Here is a 13,178-nt window from a genome sequence, read left to right on the forward strand (position 1 = left end):
TGCTCATTCCCCCAGGTCAACGGGCCGGGAGCGGCGATATTTCGTGTCCCGGTATGTGGGCTATGCCCGGTAGTCCTCGGTGGTGCCCTCCTCGGCGGAGACCAACTCGGCGATGGGCGCGAAGAACGCCTTGATCCCCGGCAGGTTCGCCCCCTTCTCACGGGACGCGGCGAAGTCCTCCGAGGAGCGCCACCACACGATGTCGAGCCAGGTTTCGTCGTCGACCCGGATCAGCTGGGCATCAAGGAACCCTTCCCGGTCGGCCCGGAAGTCGGCGAGCATCGCGGGGCGGGCCTGGAGCAGTTCGTCCGCACGGTCGGACGGGACCTTGAAGCGGGTCAGTTCCACTGTCGTCATGGTGCCGATGCTAAGCGATTACCTTTCGCAAGGGTTCGGCTACTCGCTTCGCACGCGGGTCTGTATTTAGTCGACTAATTGCGTCACGCCTTCCTTGCGTGGTCACCGCACGAGGCGAATTCACACTTCAGTGTTGTTCGCGAGTTTCGCTTGTTACTTAATATTACGAACGCGTGTTCGATTGTTTTGCGGTATTATTGAGGGGTGTCCGAGACCTTCCTTCCCGAGTTGCCGCAGGAGTTGTGGCGTGCCGGCAAGCTGGAACTTGCGCATGGCGTGCAGCAGTCTCTGCGGGTGATTCGGATGGCCACCGCCGGGGCTGGGGAGATTCCTGGCGGAGATCGAGTCTCGGGGCGTCAAAGACTTGTACGGCTACGGGTCGACGGCCGCGTGGTTCGCGGATGTGGCGGGGTTGTCGCGCGGTGAAGCAGGCCCGGTGGTGAAGCGGGCGCTCGCGTTGAACCCCACCCGCGCGTTGGATGGCACCGAAGTCCCGCCTGCGCTGCCCGCCACCGCTGCGGTCGCCGCGGAGGGTCTGGTTGGAGACGAGCGGATCGATCAGATCCTGGAGATCTTGAAGAAACTCCCCGACGAAGACCGGTCCAGTGCGGAGAAGATCCTCGCGAATCTCGCCCGCGACGCCGGTCCCCGCCAGCTCGCGGAAGCCGAAGCGAACCTCCTCGCCTTGCTCGATCCCGACGGGAACGAGCCGAAAGACCCGGAACCCAAAGAGCCGCGCCGGGAAATCACCCTGGAGCGCCGCAAAGACGGATTCTGGAAGCTGACCGGTCTGCTCGATGACGAGACCGGGGCCCGCACCGCCGCCGCATTGGAGGCCTACGCCCAGCCGCGACCGGTGGACGAATTCGGGCAGGCGGATCTGCGGATGAAATGCGAACGCCTGGGCGACGCGTGGGTCGACATCCTCGACCTGGCGATCGCGTGCCCGGACCAGCCCGGCACCAACGGCTACCGCACCCTCGTGAACGTCACCATCAGCCTCGACGAACTCAAGTCCGGCCTCGGGACCGCTTGCCTCGACTTCGTCGGCACCATGACCGCCCGCGAAGCCCGCCTCGCCGCCTGCGACTGCCTCATGCTGCCGGTCGTGCTGAACGCCGCCAGAGAACCCCTCGACGTCGGACGACTCCGGCGCTTCGTCACCCCCGGCCAACGCCGCGCGCTGAACATCCGCGACGGTGGCTGCGCGTTCCCCGGCTGCCATCGGAAACCGAAGAATTGCCACGCTCACCACATCGTGCACTGGTCAGACGGCGGCCCCACGGATCTCCGGAATCTCGTGCTGCTGTGCGGATTCCACCATCGGCTGATCCACCACGGCGACTGGGAAGTCCGCATGGCCGCCGACGGGTTACCAGAGTTCATCCCACCCCAATACCGAGACCCGCTCCGGCAACCCAGACGCAACACCCTCCACCACCGCTGAACCCCCGAGGAGCCCGCCAGCCACACCGGCGACGAGCCCCTCGCTATGCCCACCCCCAGGCACTCCGCGAAGGCCTCCTTCACTACCTGCCGATGCCCCCTCAACGCGACGACCTCGGCGTCATGGACGAGATCTGCCCACCGGACAACACTCCCGTTCGAAGTACATGAAGACCCCCCTCATCGCGCCCAGGCCAAGGCGCCCCACCCTGGCAAGCCGCGCTTCCCCGGAAACCGTTCGGTACCGGCGGAAACCCGACCATCGATTGCGCCGTTCGGGCGTATTGACGCAAGAGCTCTCGATTATTCCGCAAAACCCGGAGCAAGATCGGCCGTTCCGGACTTGGGAGGGGACGGAACGCATCATGGTGGATCAACCACGTGGCCCCGACGGCCGCTGGATCAAATACAAGTACGGCGCGGGCGCGATGGCCACGGCAGGAGTGGTCGTCGCCGCCACCAACGGCATCGGCGGAGGCACTGCCGCCTCCCTGGATTCCGCCACGAGCCAAGCCCTCAAAGGGAAAAGCTCCAGCAAGAAATCCGCACAGAAAGGCCGCCATGCCGAGACATGGCAACGCCTGGGCTGGCGCCAGCTGAAGAGGACCGCCAAGCGCGAACTCACCTGCGGACCGCATTCTTTCGGCGAAGTCCAGCGTTTCTTCCTGCGCCATCCTTGCGTGGATCTCGACCGCGTGGTGGTCACCGTCGACGACGGCGCCGGGAACACGATCGCCGTGTCCGTCGCATGGGTGAAGATGCCGAGGGCGGGCGAGGCGAGCGACTTGAAACGGCTTGTCGACAAGGACGGCACCGGCAACGTCGTGCTCCTCGGCGAAGCACCGCCGGGAAGCCGCTTCACCGGCAAGAACTACGACTCCAGGCTGACCAAGAAGCTGGTCGTGATCGCCGAATCCGCCCCAGCCTCGGGACGGCCCGGCGAAGCGACGCTGGAGACCGCCGTCGACGTCGCCGTCGAGTTCCCCGCACCTTGACCCCGCACCGGTCCACAATGGGCGGCGACCAGGCCGGACACCGACCGAAGAGGACACCCATGAACGATCAGCCCGACCTGCCGCCCGGCATCGGCAACCCGGCGACGCGCGCCTTCACCGCGGCCGGCTACACGCGGCTGGAGCACTTCACCCGCGCCACCGAAGCCGAGCTCGCGGGCCTGCACGGCGTCGGCCCCAAAGCACTCCGCATCATCCGCGAGGCGCTGGAAACACGAGGTCAGACATTCAAACCCACCGACTAATTTTTTTGTCTTGACAACTTCACCCTTCGGGCGGTTGGCTGGGCACCACACCGACCGAAGGAGAACGAGTCATGGCCAAGTTCGCGAACGTCGACGACTACATCGCCGCCCTGCCCGAGAACCTGCGCGAAGTCGCCACCGCGTTGCGCCCGATCGTCAACGCCGCCCTGCCGGGTTCCATCGAGGCGATGTACCACGCCTCACCGACGTGGAGCGCCGGCGAAGCCGTCGGGAAGAACCTCACCTGCCTGATGAAGGCCTACTCGTCGTACGTCACCTTCGCCCTGTGGAAGGGGCAGCTCGTCGACGACGAGTCCGGCAGGCTGGAAGCGAGCGCACGGGAGATGGCGCACGTCAAGCTGCGCTCCGTCGAGGACATCGACGCCGATCTGTTCACCGGCTGGCTCAAGCAGGCGCGAGACCTCGAAACCACCGCGGCGGCGCGGTGACACAATCGGCGGCGTGATCACCGACGAGTCCCGTTGCCCCTGCGGCCTTGGCGAGCCCTACGGCGTGTGCTGCGGCCGCTTCCACCGGGGAGCCGCGACCGCGCCGACCGCCGAACTCCTGATGCGGTCGCGGTTCAGCGCGTTCGCCGTCGGCGACACCGAATACCTCACGAAGACCTGGCACCCGAAGACCAGGCCCACCGATCTCGAACTCGATCCCGGGCAACGCTGGACGTACCTGGAGATCCTCGGCAAGACCGGCGGCGGCCTCCTGGAGAACGAGGGCACCGTGGAGTTCCGCGCCCACTACCGGCAGGACCGTCAACCCGGCAGCATGCACGAGAACAGCTCCTTCGTCCGCGTCGACGGGCAGTGGAGTTACGTGGCGCCCGTCAGCTGACGAACCCGCGCAAGGGTCTGTTCTCCGCGTGACGTGGCGGCTACTATCTCTCCCCATATTGTTAGGGAACTTTCTTAACGATTTCGCCAAGGTCCGCCGCCGTGTGCCCAAGGAGGCGCGCTCGTGAGTTTTCGGCAGAAGAGAACCCGGATCCCGTTACTGGCCATGACCGTCACCGCCCTGGCCGCCGCGGTCTGCGGAGTGACCAGCGCCCCCGCGGCCACCGGCGCGGAAGTGGCCGTGCCGCTGTCCGTCGGCGCCGCCGCGGGCAACGCCACCCCGATCCCCGGCTACGTGATCCAGTCTTCGGCACAGGTCAGCGACGATTCGGCCGTGTCGAAGCCGGGCTTCCCCACCGCCGGCTGGTATCCGGTGTCGTCGCGCTCGACGGTCTACGCCGGATTGCTGCAGAACGGCAAGTACGCCGACCCGTTCTACTCGACGAACATGAAGAACGTCCCGACCGCGCAGTTCTCGGTGCCGTGGTGGTACCGCACGGACCTGAACGTCGAGGACACCTCGATGCGCACGTACCTCGACTTCAGCGGCGTGCTCTCCAAGGCCGACGTCTGGGTCAACGGCACAAGGATCGCGACGAAGGATCAGGTCAACGGCGCCTACACCCGGCACGACCTGGACATCACCGCGCACGTGCGCCAGGGCGTCAACAGCGTCGCGTTCAAGGTCTACCCCAACGATCCCAACAACGACCTCTCGATGGGCTGGATCGACTGGGCACAGACCCCGCCGGACCAGAACATGGGCATCGTGCGCGACGTCCTCGTCCGCCGCAGCGGCCCGGTCGCGCTGCGCAGCGCCCACGTGGTCCAGAAGCTGAATTCCTCGCTGGACCGCGCCGACCTGACGGTGAAGGCCGACGTCCGCAACGACTCGGCGAACGCGGTGCAGGCCACCGTCGCCGGCACGGTCGCGGGCAAGCCGATCACCCAGACGGTCTCGCTTGCCGCCAAGGAACGCAAAACGGTCACCTTCGGCGTGGTCGGCCTCGACAAGCCGAATCTCTGGTGGCCGGCCGGGATGGGCGGTCAGCACCGGTACGAACTCGGCCTGACCGCGAGTGTCGGCGGCACGCCGTCGGACACCTCGAAGTCGAAGTTCGGCGTCCGCGACGTCAAGGCGCCGCTGAACTCCAGCGGCGGGCGGCAGTACAGCGTCAACGGCAAACCGCTGCTGATCAGGGGCGGCGGCTACACCCCGGACCTGTTCCTGCGCTGGAACGAGACCGCGGCGGCCGACAAGCTCAAATACGTGCTGAACCTCGGCCTCAACACGGTCCGGCTGGAAGGCCACATCGAGCCGGACGAGTTCTTCGACCTCGCCGACGACCTCGGTGTGCTGACCATGCCGGGCTGGGAATGCTGCGACAAATGGGAAGGACACGTCAACGGCGAGGAGAAGGGCGAGCCGTGGGTCGAATCGGACTACCCGATCGCCAAGGCGTCGATGTTCTCCGAGGCCGAGCGCCTGCGTGACCACCCGAGCGTCATCTCCTTCCACATCGGCAGCGACTTCGCGCCGGACCGGCGGATCGAACAGGGCTACCTCGACGCGATGAAGGCCGCCGACTTCACCCTCCCGGTGATCCCGTCGGCGTCGAAGCGGCCGTCCCCGATCACGGGCGCTTCCGGCATGAAGATGAACGGCCCGTACGACTACGTCCCGCCCGTCTACTGGTACGACAAGTCGCAGAAGGACCGAGGTGGCGCCTGGAGCTTCAACTCCGAGACCAGCGCGGGCGTCGACATCCCGACGATGGACACGTTGAAGCGGATGATGTCGGACAGCGAGCTCGAAACGATGTGGAAGGACCCGTCGGCACCCCAGTACCACCGTTCTTCGTCGACGACGTTCGCGAACCTGAAGCTGTTCGCCAACGCGCTCACCAAGCGCTACGGCGCGCCGGCCGACCTGAACGACTTCGTGCGGAAGGCGCAGCTCGCGCAGTACGAGAACGTCCGCGCGGAGTTCGAGTCGCACTCGCGCAACTACACAGACTCGACCAACCCGTCGACAGGGTTGATCTACTGGATGCTCAACAGCCCGTGGACCTCGCTGCACTGGCAGCTGTTCGACGCCTACATGGACCAGAACGGCGCCTACTACGGGGCGAAGAAGGCCAACGAGCCGCTGCACATCCAGTACTCGCACGACAACCGGTCGGTCGTGGTGATCAACCAGACGTCGAACGCGGTGAGCGGGCTGACGGCGACCACGAAGCTGTACAACCTCGACGGCACCGAGAAGTACAGCAACACCAAGACCGGGCTGTCCGTCGGCGCGCTGGGCGCCAAGGCCACCGCGGTCACCGTCCCGGCGGTGAGCGGGCTTTCGACGACCTACCTGGCGAAGCTGGTGCTCACCGACTCGTCCGGCAAGGAGGTCAGCCGGAACGTGTACTGGCTCTCCACCAAGGCCGACACGCTGAACTGGGCCGGCAGCGACTGGTACTACACACCTCAGTCGGGTTACGCAGACCTGTCCGGTCTGAAGAACCTCGGGCAGTCCGCGGTCAGCGCGACGGCGAAGTCGGTCGCCGGTGGCGACGGCACCACCACGACCACCGTGACGCTGAAGAACACCTCGGGCGGCAAGCTCCCGGCGTTCTACGTCGACTCGAAGGTCGTGGACGCCGCGGGAAAGCCGGTGCTGCCGGTGGAGTGGAACGACAACGCGGTGAGCCTGTGGCCGGGTGAAACGACCACTCTGACCGCGAAGTACCGCACCGCCGACCTCAAGGGCTCCAGGCCTTCGGTCCGCGTCTCGGGCTGGAACACCGGCACGCAGACAGTTCCCGCCGACGGCTCCGGACCGGCCGACCCGATCGACTACCAGGCGGAGGACGCCACGATCGACCGCGGCGCGGTGGAGTCGAACCACGCCGGGTTCACCGGCACCGGCTTCGTCAACTACGACAACGTCGCGGGCAGCTCGGTCGAGTGGACGGTGAACGTGCCGGCCGCGGGCACCTACGACGTGGTCGTCCGCTACGCCAACGGGTCGACGGCGAACCGGCCGCTGGACTTCTCGGTCAACGGCTCGATCAGTGCTTCCGGTGTCGGCTTCGGCGGCACCGGGGCCTGGCCGAACTGGACGACCAGGACCGTCAAGGTGACGCTGGCGGCGGGGGTGAACAAGATCAAGGCGGTCGCCACCACGGCGAACGGCGGCCCCAACATCGACAAGATCACCCTCTAGACCGGGCGTCGCCAGAGGCCCCTTCGCCACCCGGCGAGGGGGCCTCTCCCGTCGGGGCTTGGGTTACGCTTTCCGGGTGACCGGCAAACCCGACCCGCGTCTGCGGGACCTGGCGATGCTGCGCCGTGTCCGCGACCGGATCGATCGCGACTACGCGCAGCCTTTGGACGTCGAAGCGCTGGCGCGCGGCGTGCATGTGTCCGCCGGGCACCTCAGCCGCGAGTTCCGCGCCGCGTACGGCGAATCGCCGTACAGCTACCTGATGACCCGCCGGATCGAGCGGGCCATGATGCTGCTGCGACGCGGGGACATGTCGGTCACCGAAGTGTGCTTCGACGTCGGTTTCTCGTCGCTGGGCACGTTCAGCACGCGTTTCTCCGAACTGGTCGGCATCTCGCCGAGCGCGTACCGCAAACAGGCGGCGGAAGACGGCCGGGGCATGCCCGGCTGCGTCGTCAAACAGGTCATGCGACCGATCAGGAATCGAGAAGCGTCGCCGCCGCGCGCCGACCTACCTTGAGTCGTATGACCCTCTCGATTCAGGCGTCCTACCTTCCCGCGGACGATCTCGAAGCTTCACTTTCCTTCTATCGCGACATCCTGGGCTTCGAAGTGCGCGACCAGGGCCCGCTCCAGGCCACGGTCGGCCCGCCGGGACAGCCGGAGACGTCGCTCGTGCTCCACCCGCCCGCCGCCGATCCGGAGATCACCGAGGAGGAACGGGCGACGATCGCCGAGCTGATGGCCAAGGGCGTCCACGGCATCATCGTGCTGTCCACGCCGGATCTGGTCGGCACCTTCGACCGGATCCAGGCGGCGGGCGCGGACGTCGTCCAAGAACCGATGAAGCAGTCCTGGGGCGCTTTCGACTGCTCTTTCCGCGACCCGGCGGGCACTCTGGTGCGGTTCGAGGAGCGTTAGCCGGGCCTCGATGCGCGCGTATTGACGCTCCCGGGTGATGATGAGCGGCGTGGAGATCGCGGTAGAACTGGTGGCACTGGTGGTGGCCGTCCTCCTGGTCACCGCCGCGGCGCGGAAACTCGACTGGTCGGCGCCCCTGTGCCTGATCGCGGTCGGGGTCGCCGCGTCGTACGTGCCGGGCGTCCCGGAATACGAACTGGATCCGGAGGTCGTGCTCCTGGGGCTGCTGCCCCCGCTGCTGTACGCCACCGCGATCCGCACGTCGCTCATCGACTTCCGCCGCAACCGCGGGCCGATCCTGCTGTTGTCGGTGGGGCTCGTCATCTTCACCACGGCCGCGGTCGGGGTCGTGGCGTGGCTGGTGATCCCCGGTCTGCCGCTGGCCGCCGGGCTCGCGATCGGCGCGGTGGTCGCGCCGCCCGACGCGGTCGCGGCCACCGCCGTCGCCCGCAAGGTCGGGATGCCGCGCAAGCTGACCAGACTGCTGGAGGGCGAAAGCCTGTTCAACGACGCGGCCGCGCTGGTCGCGTTGAGGACCGCCATCGCGGCCATCGCGGGTTCGGTGAGCCTGCTGCAGGTCGGCGGGGATTTCCTGCTGGCCGCGGGCGGCGGGCTGGTGATCGGGTTCGCCGTCGGCGCGCTCACCGCGCTGATCCGCACCCGCCTCGAAGATCCGGTCACCGACACCGCGCTTTCGCTGGTGGTCCCGTTCGTCGCCTATCTCGCCGCCGAGGCGATCCACGGGTCCGGCGTGATCGCCGTGGTCGTCGCGGGGCTGATCCTCGGGCACAAGGCGCCGAGCATGCTGTCCGGCCGCTCGCGCCTGGCCAGCAGGCTGAACTGGCAGACCATCCAGTTCCTGCTGGAGAACATCGTCTTCCTGCTGATCGGCCTGCAGGTCCGCCGGATCATGACCGAGGTCGGCGACAGCGGGCTCACCGCGCTCGAACTGGTCCTGATCTGCGCCGCCACCCTGGCCGCGACCATCGTCACCCGGATCGTCTGGATGGCGGGCATCGGCCTGGCCCGACGCGTGTTCCACCGTCACGCCTGGCCGTGGCGGTATTCGGCGGTGATCGCGTGGGCGGGGATGCGCGGGGTCGTCACGCTCGCGGCGGCGTTCGTGCTGCCCGCGGACACCCCACAGAGGGCGGTGCTGGTGCTGGTCGCGTTCGTCGTGGTGGCGGGAACGCTGCTGCTGCACGGGACGACGTTGCCGGTGCTGGTGCGCCGCCTGAAACTGCCGCCGCCCGACCCTGCCGAGGACGCGCTGCAGGAGGCGGCCGTCCTCCACGACATGACGAGGGCCGCGCTCGAAGAGCTGGAGAAGATCCGGACCCCCGAGGATCCCGACGACATCGTCGAACGCCTGCGCAGCCGGCTCCAGCACCGCTCGGACTCGGCGTGGGAGGAACTCGGCAGGCAGAGCACGCTGACCGAAACCCCGAGCGACGCGTACCGGCGGCTTCGGCTGCGGCTGCTCGAAGTCGAGCGGGAGAAGTTCCTGGAGGCGCGTGACTCCGGAATGGCCGATGATGATGTCCTGCGCCGGATCCTCGAACGCCTCGACATCGAGGAATCCATGCTGGACAGGGAGGAGGAGGCCGTGCCGGACTCAGATCGGGAACTACGCACCCCCGCCGCGACGGCGGGATCCTGCAAACATCTGACCAAGGAGTGGCCCGCGGTCGAACCCAGCTCCCCCGACGTCTGCGCCGTCTGCGTCGAGAACGGGATGACCTGGGTGCATCTGCGCGAATGCGTCAAATGCGGGAACGTCGCGTGTTGCGACTCCTCACCGGGCAAGCACGCGACCGAGCATTTCCACGACACCCTGCACCCGGTGATGCGCAGCCACGAACCCGGCGAGACCTGGCGCTGGTGCTTCGTGGACAAACAGCTGGGCTGAAGGTCGTGTCCGGTGTGTCTTGTCCGATGGGCTCCGTGATCCAGGTGGTTCCTGGCGGTGCGGGCGGATCGGCCTCGTACCGGGTCGTACTCGGCCGCATCCGCCCGTGCCGTCAGGGGCCGGCTGGGCGCGGAGATCGCGGACAAGACGCACCGGACGCGACCTGGGTATCGTCCGGAGCATGAGCACCCCTGAGCAGGAAGTCGAATACCGCCAGCACCGGTTCTCTCCCCCGCCCGGCGCGACCGAGATCTTCCTTGTCCGCCACGGGGAATCGGCCCCGGCGAAGGGCAGCGCGCCGTTCGACCTCGTCGACGGGCAGGCCGATCCGGATCTCGCGCCGGAGGGCAGGGACCACGCCGAGCGGGTGGGCCGCCGTCTCGCGGACGAGCGGATCTCCGCGCTGTACGTGACGACACTGCGCCGGACGCCGCAGACCGCGGCGCCCTTGGCGGCGAAGCTCGGGCTCACGCCGGAGGTCGAGCCGGACCTGCGCGAGATCCACCTGGGTGAGTGGGAGAACGGGCTTTTCCGGCGCTACACCTACGAAGGTCACCCGATCGTCGAACAGCTGTGGCGTGAACAGCGCTGGGACGTCATTCCCGGCGCGGAGACGATGGAGTCGTTCGGCGGGCGGATCAGGGCGACCATCGGCAGGCTGGCGGCGGCCAACCCGGACCGGAGGATCGCCGTGTTCACCCACGGCGGTGTCATCGGCGAGGTCTTCGCGCAGGCGAGCGGCGCGAAGAACCGGTTCGCGTTCCTCGGGGCGGACAACGGCTCGATCTCGCATCTGGTGGTGTCGGGCGAAGACTGGATGGTGCGGCGGTTCAACGACACGGCGCATCTTCAGTCGCCGCTCGGCTGATCCGCCCCGCCGCGACCAGGTGCACGACGACCAGGACCGCGACCGCCTCGGCGGCCAGCAGCCCGATGAGCACGAGTACCTGGGTCACGCCGGCCTGCACCGGCCCGGCGCCACCGAGGAGGACACCGACGTAGGCGCCGGGCAAGGTGACCAGGCCGACCGTGCGGGTCTGGTCCAGGGCGGGGATCAGCGCGTGTCCCGCCGAGGGGCGGCAGATCTCCAGCGCGGCCGGGCGGCGCAGGAATCCCAGCGCCAGCGCGGCTTCGTACTCGCCGTGCCGCGACACGAGTTCGTCCAGCGCGCGCCTCGCCGCCTGCGAGGTCGCGGACATCGCGCCGCCGATGACGATCCCGGCGATCGGCACGATCGCGATCGGCCGCCACGGGACCACCCCGGTCGCGAGCACGAGCGTCAGCACCGGCACCACGCCGGACGCGATGGCGAGCGCGACCCACACGAGATCCTTCGCCACGCCGATCCGGCGCGCGGAGGTGACCGCCGCGATCGTGAACATCAGCAGCACGAAACCGCCGGTCAGCCACCCGGATTTCAGGATCCCGACGATCACCAGCGACACGGCGGCGAGTTGCACGACGGCGCGCCCGGCCGCGAACAGCACCGCCTTGCCCTGCCCCAGCCGCCCGAACTGCACCACCGCCGCGCCGAAGATCGCCAGCACGGCCAAGACCGAGGCGAGCACCGGGCCGAACGCGATCGCACCATCCGTCACCCGGATGATCCTGCCGTAGGACCTACGCCGTGCAGGTCACCGGAGCGCCCGCGGCGGGAGCGGCGCGCTCGCTGACGACCACGCCGTCGACGAGGATCCGGCACCGCAACGCGCCGCTGCCCGCCCCCCGCGCGGAAAGGCTGTAGAACTCGTCGTGGCCTTCGTGGCTCCTGCGCTCGAAGGTGGTGCTCCACGGCGCCGTCACTTCGGTCTTCTGCATGAGTTCGGAACCCTGCGCGACGTAGGTGACGTTCTGGGCGCCCTCCGCGCCGGAAAGCTCGTAGACGACGGAGTGGATCACGGCGCGCACGGCGGCCGCGGCTTGTTCGACCTGTTCGACCTGCGGCGCGGGCGGGTTCTGCACGGGCCTGGAGGCCTTCGGCAGCACGTAACTGGTCAGGGTGACGGCGACGGCCATCACCCCCAGCACGACCACGACGGTCCCCAGCGGCTTCAGCCTGCCTGGGGCACCCTGCCCTGGCGCCGATGCCGAAGGGGTCGCGGTGGGAACACCCATGGAGAGGTCTTCTCTCGTCCGAGCGCGCTTCCGTCGAGCGCGTCGTCTACTTCTCGCACGAAAGTGACTCCGCGTTAGCCGTTATCGGGAAGAAACCCGATATTCACCCTTTTGGGTGTCCCAGTGAGTGGGGAGCCGCTGGTCATGGAGCGATCGGCGTAAGCAAAGTGAGCCGAACAGCTCACTTTGAGTGATCCGGTCTGGTCGACGTACTGCTAGTCCTGTTCGCGGGCTGGGCCGGCGGTGGGCTGAAGGCTCCCTTCGCCGCGTCTGATGCAGTGAAAGGCCCCTTCACCTCCGGTCGCCGGTCGTGAGTGGCGTTTGGGGTTCTAACCCGAAACGCCACTCACGAGGTCCAGGACCGCCGATTTCCCGTGATCGACCGGACGACACGCGTGATCCGGCGGACGACACGCGTGACTGGATGGACGACACGACGCGCGGCCCGGTCCCACCGCGAGTCGTCCGCCTGAACACGCGAGTCGTCCATCCCAACACGCGTGTCGTCCATCCCAACACGTGTGTCGTCCATCCAGTCACGCGAAAACGCCACCGGCACATCGGCAGCAGGTAGCCAAGACACGGCTGGCTCTAACCGTCCTCACCACTCACGACCAGGGCCGAAGGCTCCCATCACCGCATCAGACGCGACGAGGGGAGCCTTCACCCCGCCGCCGACCCGCCCACGGCCTAGTCGACGAGACCCGCGTCGGCGAGCAATCCGAGCACCCGCCGTCCTGCCGGCGGGCAGAGGTGCGCGTCGGCCGACGACAGCCAGGCGGACTCCGCGATCTCGCGGCCGGGCGTGGGCTCCCCGCGATGGTCGGCGGTGTAGCAGGTCATGCGGACGCGGCGACCGTCCGCATATCCGTCGGCCTGCTCGTTCAGCACCGCGAAGAACCGGAAACTCCGCGGGTCGAGCTCGATGCCGAGCTCCTCTCTGATCTCCCGGCACAGCCCGGCGACGTCGCCTTCTCCCGGTTCACGTTTGCCCCCGGGTAGGTAGAACTTGGCCTTTCCCTCGGTCCGCACCGACAGCAGGCGGCGGTCGCGGACGTGGATCCAGGCCAGTGAATCGATTTCTGCTTCGGACACGGCCTGATTCTG

General features: G+C 67.8%; 13 protein-coding genes and 1 pseudogene. 10 read left to right on the top strand and 4 right to left on the bottom strand.

What is annotated here, in order from left to right; all coding sequences use genetic code 11:
• Positions 1 to 60: 60 nt before the first annotated feature.
• A complete protein-coding gene (locus ACFVM3_RS25055) occupies positions 61 to 357 on the bottom strand; it encodes an antibiotic biosynthesis monooxygenase (RefSeq protein WP_378442234.1) in 297 nt (98 codons plus the stop codon).
• Between the two features lie 204 nt (positions 358 to 561).
• On the opposite strand from ACFVM3_RS25055, the pseudogene ACFVM3_RS25060 reads away from it, so the two are divergent.
• The 10 genes and pseudogenes from ACFVM3_RS25060 to ACFVM3_RS25105 all read left to right on the top strand — a co-directional run bounded on the left by ACFVM3_RS25060 (position 562) and on the right by ACFVM3_RS25105 (position 10,824).
• Positions 562 to 1,804 (top strand): annotated as a pseudogene (locus tag ACFVM3_RS25060) (DUF222 domain-containing protein).
• Positions 1,805 to 1,970: 166 nt separating this feature from the next.
• Complete coding sequence (locus ACFVM3_RS25065) at positions 1,971 to 2,798, top strand: hypothetical protein (RefSeq protein ID WP_378442236.1); 828 nt, start codon at positions 1,971 to 1,973, stop codon at positions 2,796 to 2,798.
• Between the two features lie 59 nt (positions 2,799 to 2,857).
• Positions 2,858 to 3,061 carry a DNA-binding protein gene (locus ACFVM3_RS25070; protein WP_378442238.1) on the top strand — a complete coding sequence of 68 codons (204 nt, stop codon included), beginning with the start codon at positions 2,858 to 2,860 and terminating at the stop codon, positions 3,059 to 3,061.
• A 71-nt stretch (positions 3,062 to 3,132) separates the two neighbouring features.
• A complete protein-coding gene (locus ACFVM3_RS25075) occupies positions 3,133 to 3,510 on the top strand; it encodes a DUF1801 domain-containing protein (protein ID WP_378442240.1) in 378 nt (125 codons plus the stop codon).
• Positions 3,511 to 3,523: 13 nt separating this feature from the next.
• Entirely contained in the window at positions 3,524 to 3,910 is a 387-nt protein-coding gene (locus ACFVM3_RS25080; protein WP_378442242.1) for a YchJ family protein, read from the top strand.
• A 165-nt stretch (positions 3,911 to 4,075) separates the two neighbouring features.
• Positions 4,076 to 7,126 carry a carbohydrate-binding protein gene (locus ACFVM3_RS25085; protein WP_378442243.1) on the top strand — a complete coding sequence of 1,017 codons (3,051 nt, stop codon included), beginning with the start codon at positions 4,076 to 4,078 and terminating at the stop codon, positions 7,124 to 7,126.
• 115 nt (positions 7,127 to 7,241) lie between these two features.
• Positions 7,242 to 7,646, top strand: coding sequence for a helix-turn-helix transcriptional regulator (locus tag ACFVM3_RS25090; protein WP_378367503.1), 405 nt, complete (start codon positions 7,242 to 7,244; stop codon positions 7,644 to 7,646).
• Positions 7,647 to 7,651: 5 nt separating this feature from the next.
• Positions 7,652 to 8,047, top strand: a complete 396-nt coding sequence (locus tag ACFVM3_RS25095) for a VOC family protein (protein ID WP_378442245.1) — start codon at positions 7,652 to 7,654, stop codon at positions 8,045 to 8,047.
• 40 nt (positions 8,048 to 8,087) lie between these two features.
• Positions 8,088 to 9,956, top strand: a complete 1,869-nt coding sequence (locus ACFVM3_RS25100; protein ID WP_378442276.1) for a Na+/H+ antiporter — start codon at positions 8,088 to 8,090, stop codon at positions 9,954 to 9,956.
• A gap of 181 nt (positions 9,957 to 10,137) precedes the next feature.
• Entirely contained in the window at positions 10,138 to 10,824 is a 687-nt protein-coding gene (locus ACFVM3_RS25105; RefSeq protein ID WP_378442247.1) for a histidine phosphatase family protein, read from the top strand.
• On the opposite strand, the gene ACFVM3_RS25110 is transcribed toward ACFVM3_RS25105, so the two are convergent.
• From ACFVM3_RS25110 to ACFVM3_RS25120, 3 genes are all read right to left on the bottom strand, one after another.
• The gene (locus ACFVM3_RS25110; RefSeq protein ID WP_378442249.1) at positions 10,787 to 11,554 is read right to left on the bottom strand and encodes an ABC transporter permease; all 768 of its coding nucleotides are present in this window, start codon (positions 11,552 to 11,554) and stop codon (positions 10,787 to 10,789) included. The genes ACFVM3_RS25105 and ACFVM3_RS25110 overlap by 38 nt on opposite strands.
• Before the next feature lie 22 nt (positions 11,555 to 11,576).
• Positions 11,577 to 12,071, bottom strand: coding sequence for an MmpS family transport accessory protein (locus ACFVM3_RS25115; protein ID WP_378442251.1), 495 nt, complete (start codon positions 12,069 to 12,071; stop codon positions 11,577 to 11,579).
• Positions 12,072 to 12,761: 690 nt separating this feature from the next.
• Entirely contained in the window at positions 12,762 to 13,166 is a 405-nt protein-coding gene (locus ACFVM3_RS25120) for an NUDIX domain-containing protein (RefSeq protein WP_378442253.1), read from the bottom strand.
• Positions 13,167 to 13,178 lie beyond the last annotated feature (12 nt).

This window comes from Amycolatopsis sp. NPDC057786, from assembly GCF_042797905.1.
GTDB lineage: Bacteria > Actinomycetota > Actinomycetes > Mycobacteriales > Pseudonocardiaceae > Amycolatopsis.

Excerpts from the sequence above, each read along its gene's own strand:
- ACFVM3_RS25055 (WP_378442234.1), bottom strand. The coding sequence starts at position 357 with ATGACGACAGTGGAACTGACCCGCTTCAAGGTCCCGTCCGACCGTGCG.
- ACFVM3_RS25065 (WP_378442236.1), top strand. The coding sequence starts at position 1,971 with ATGAAGACCCCCCTCATCGCGCCCAGGCCAAGGCGCCCCACCCTGGCA.
- ACFVM3_RS25070 (WP_378442238.1), top strand. The coding sequence starts at position 2,858 with ATGAACGATCAGCCCGACCTGCCGCCCGGCATCGGCAACCCGGCGACG.
- ACFVM3_RS25075 (WP_378442240.1), top strand. The coding sequence starts at position 3,133 with ATGGCCAAGTTCGCGAACGTCGACGACTACATCGCCGCCCTGCCCGAG.
- ACFVM3_RS25085 (WP_378442243.1), top strand. The coding sequence starts at position 4,076 with ATGACCGTCACCGCCCTGGCCGCCGCGGTCTGCGGAGTGACCAGCGCC.
- ACFVM3_RS25090 (WP_378367503.1), top strand. The coding sequence starts at position 7,242 with ATGCTGCGCCGTGTCCGCGACCGGATCGATCGCGACTACGCGCAGCCT.
- ACFVM3_RS25095 (WP_378442245.1), top strand. The coding sequence starts at position 7,652 with ATGACCCTCTCGATTCAGGCGTCCTACCTTCCCGCGGACGATCTCGAA.
- ACFVM3_RS25100 (WP_378442276.1), top strand. The coding sequence starts at position 8,088 with ATGAGCGGCGTGGAGATCGCGGTAGAACTGGTGGCACTGGTGGTGGCC.
- ACFVM3_RS25105 (WP_378442247.1), top strand. The coding sequence starts at position 10,138 with ATGAGCACCCCTGAGCAGGAAGTCGAATACCGCCAGCACCGGTTCTCT.
- ACFVM3_RS25115 (WP_378442251.1), bottom strand. The coding sequence starts at position 12,071 with ATGGGTGTTCCCACCGCGACCCCTTCGGCATCGGCGCCAGGGCAGGGT.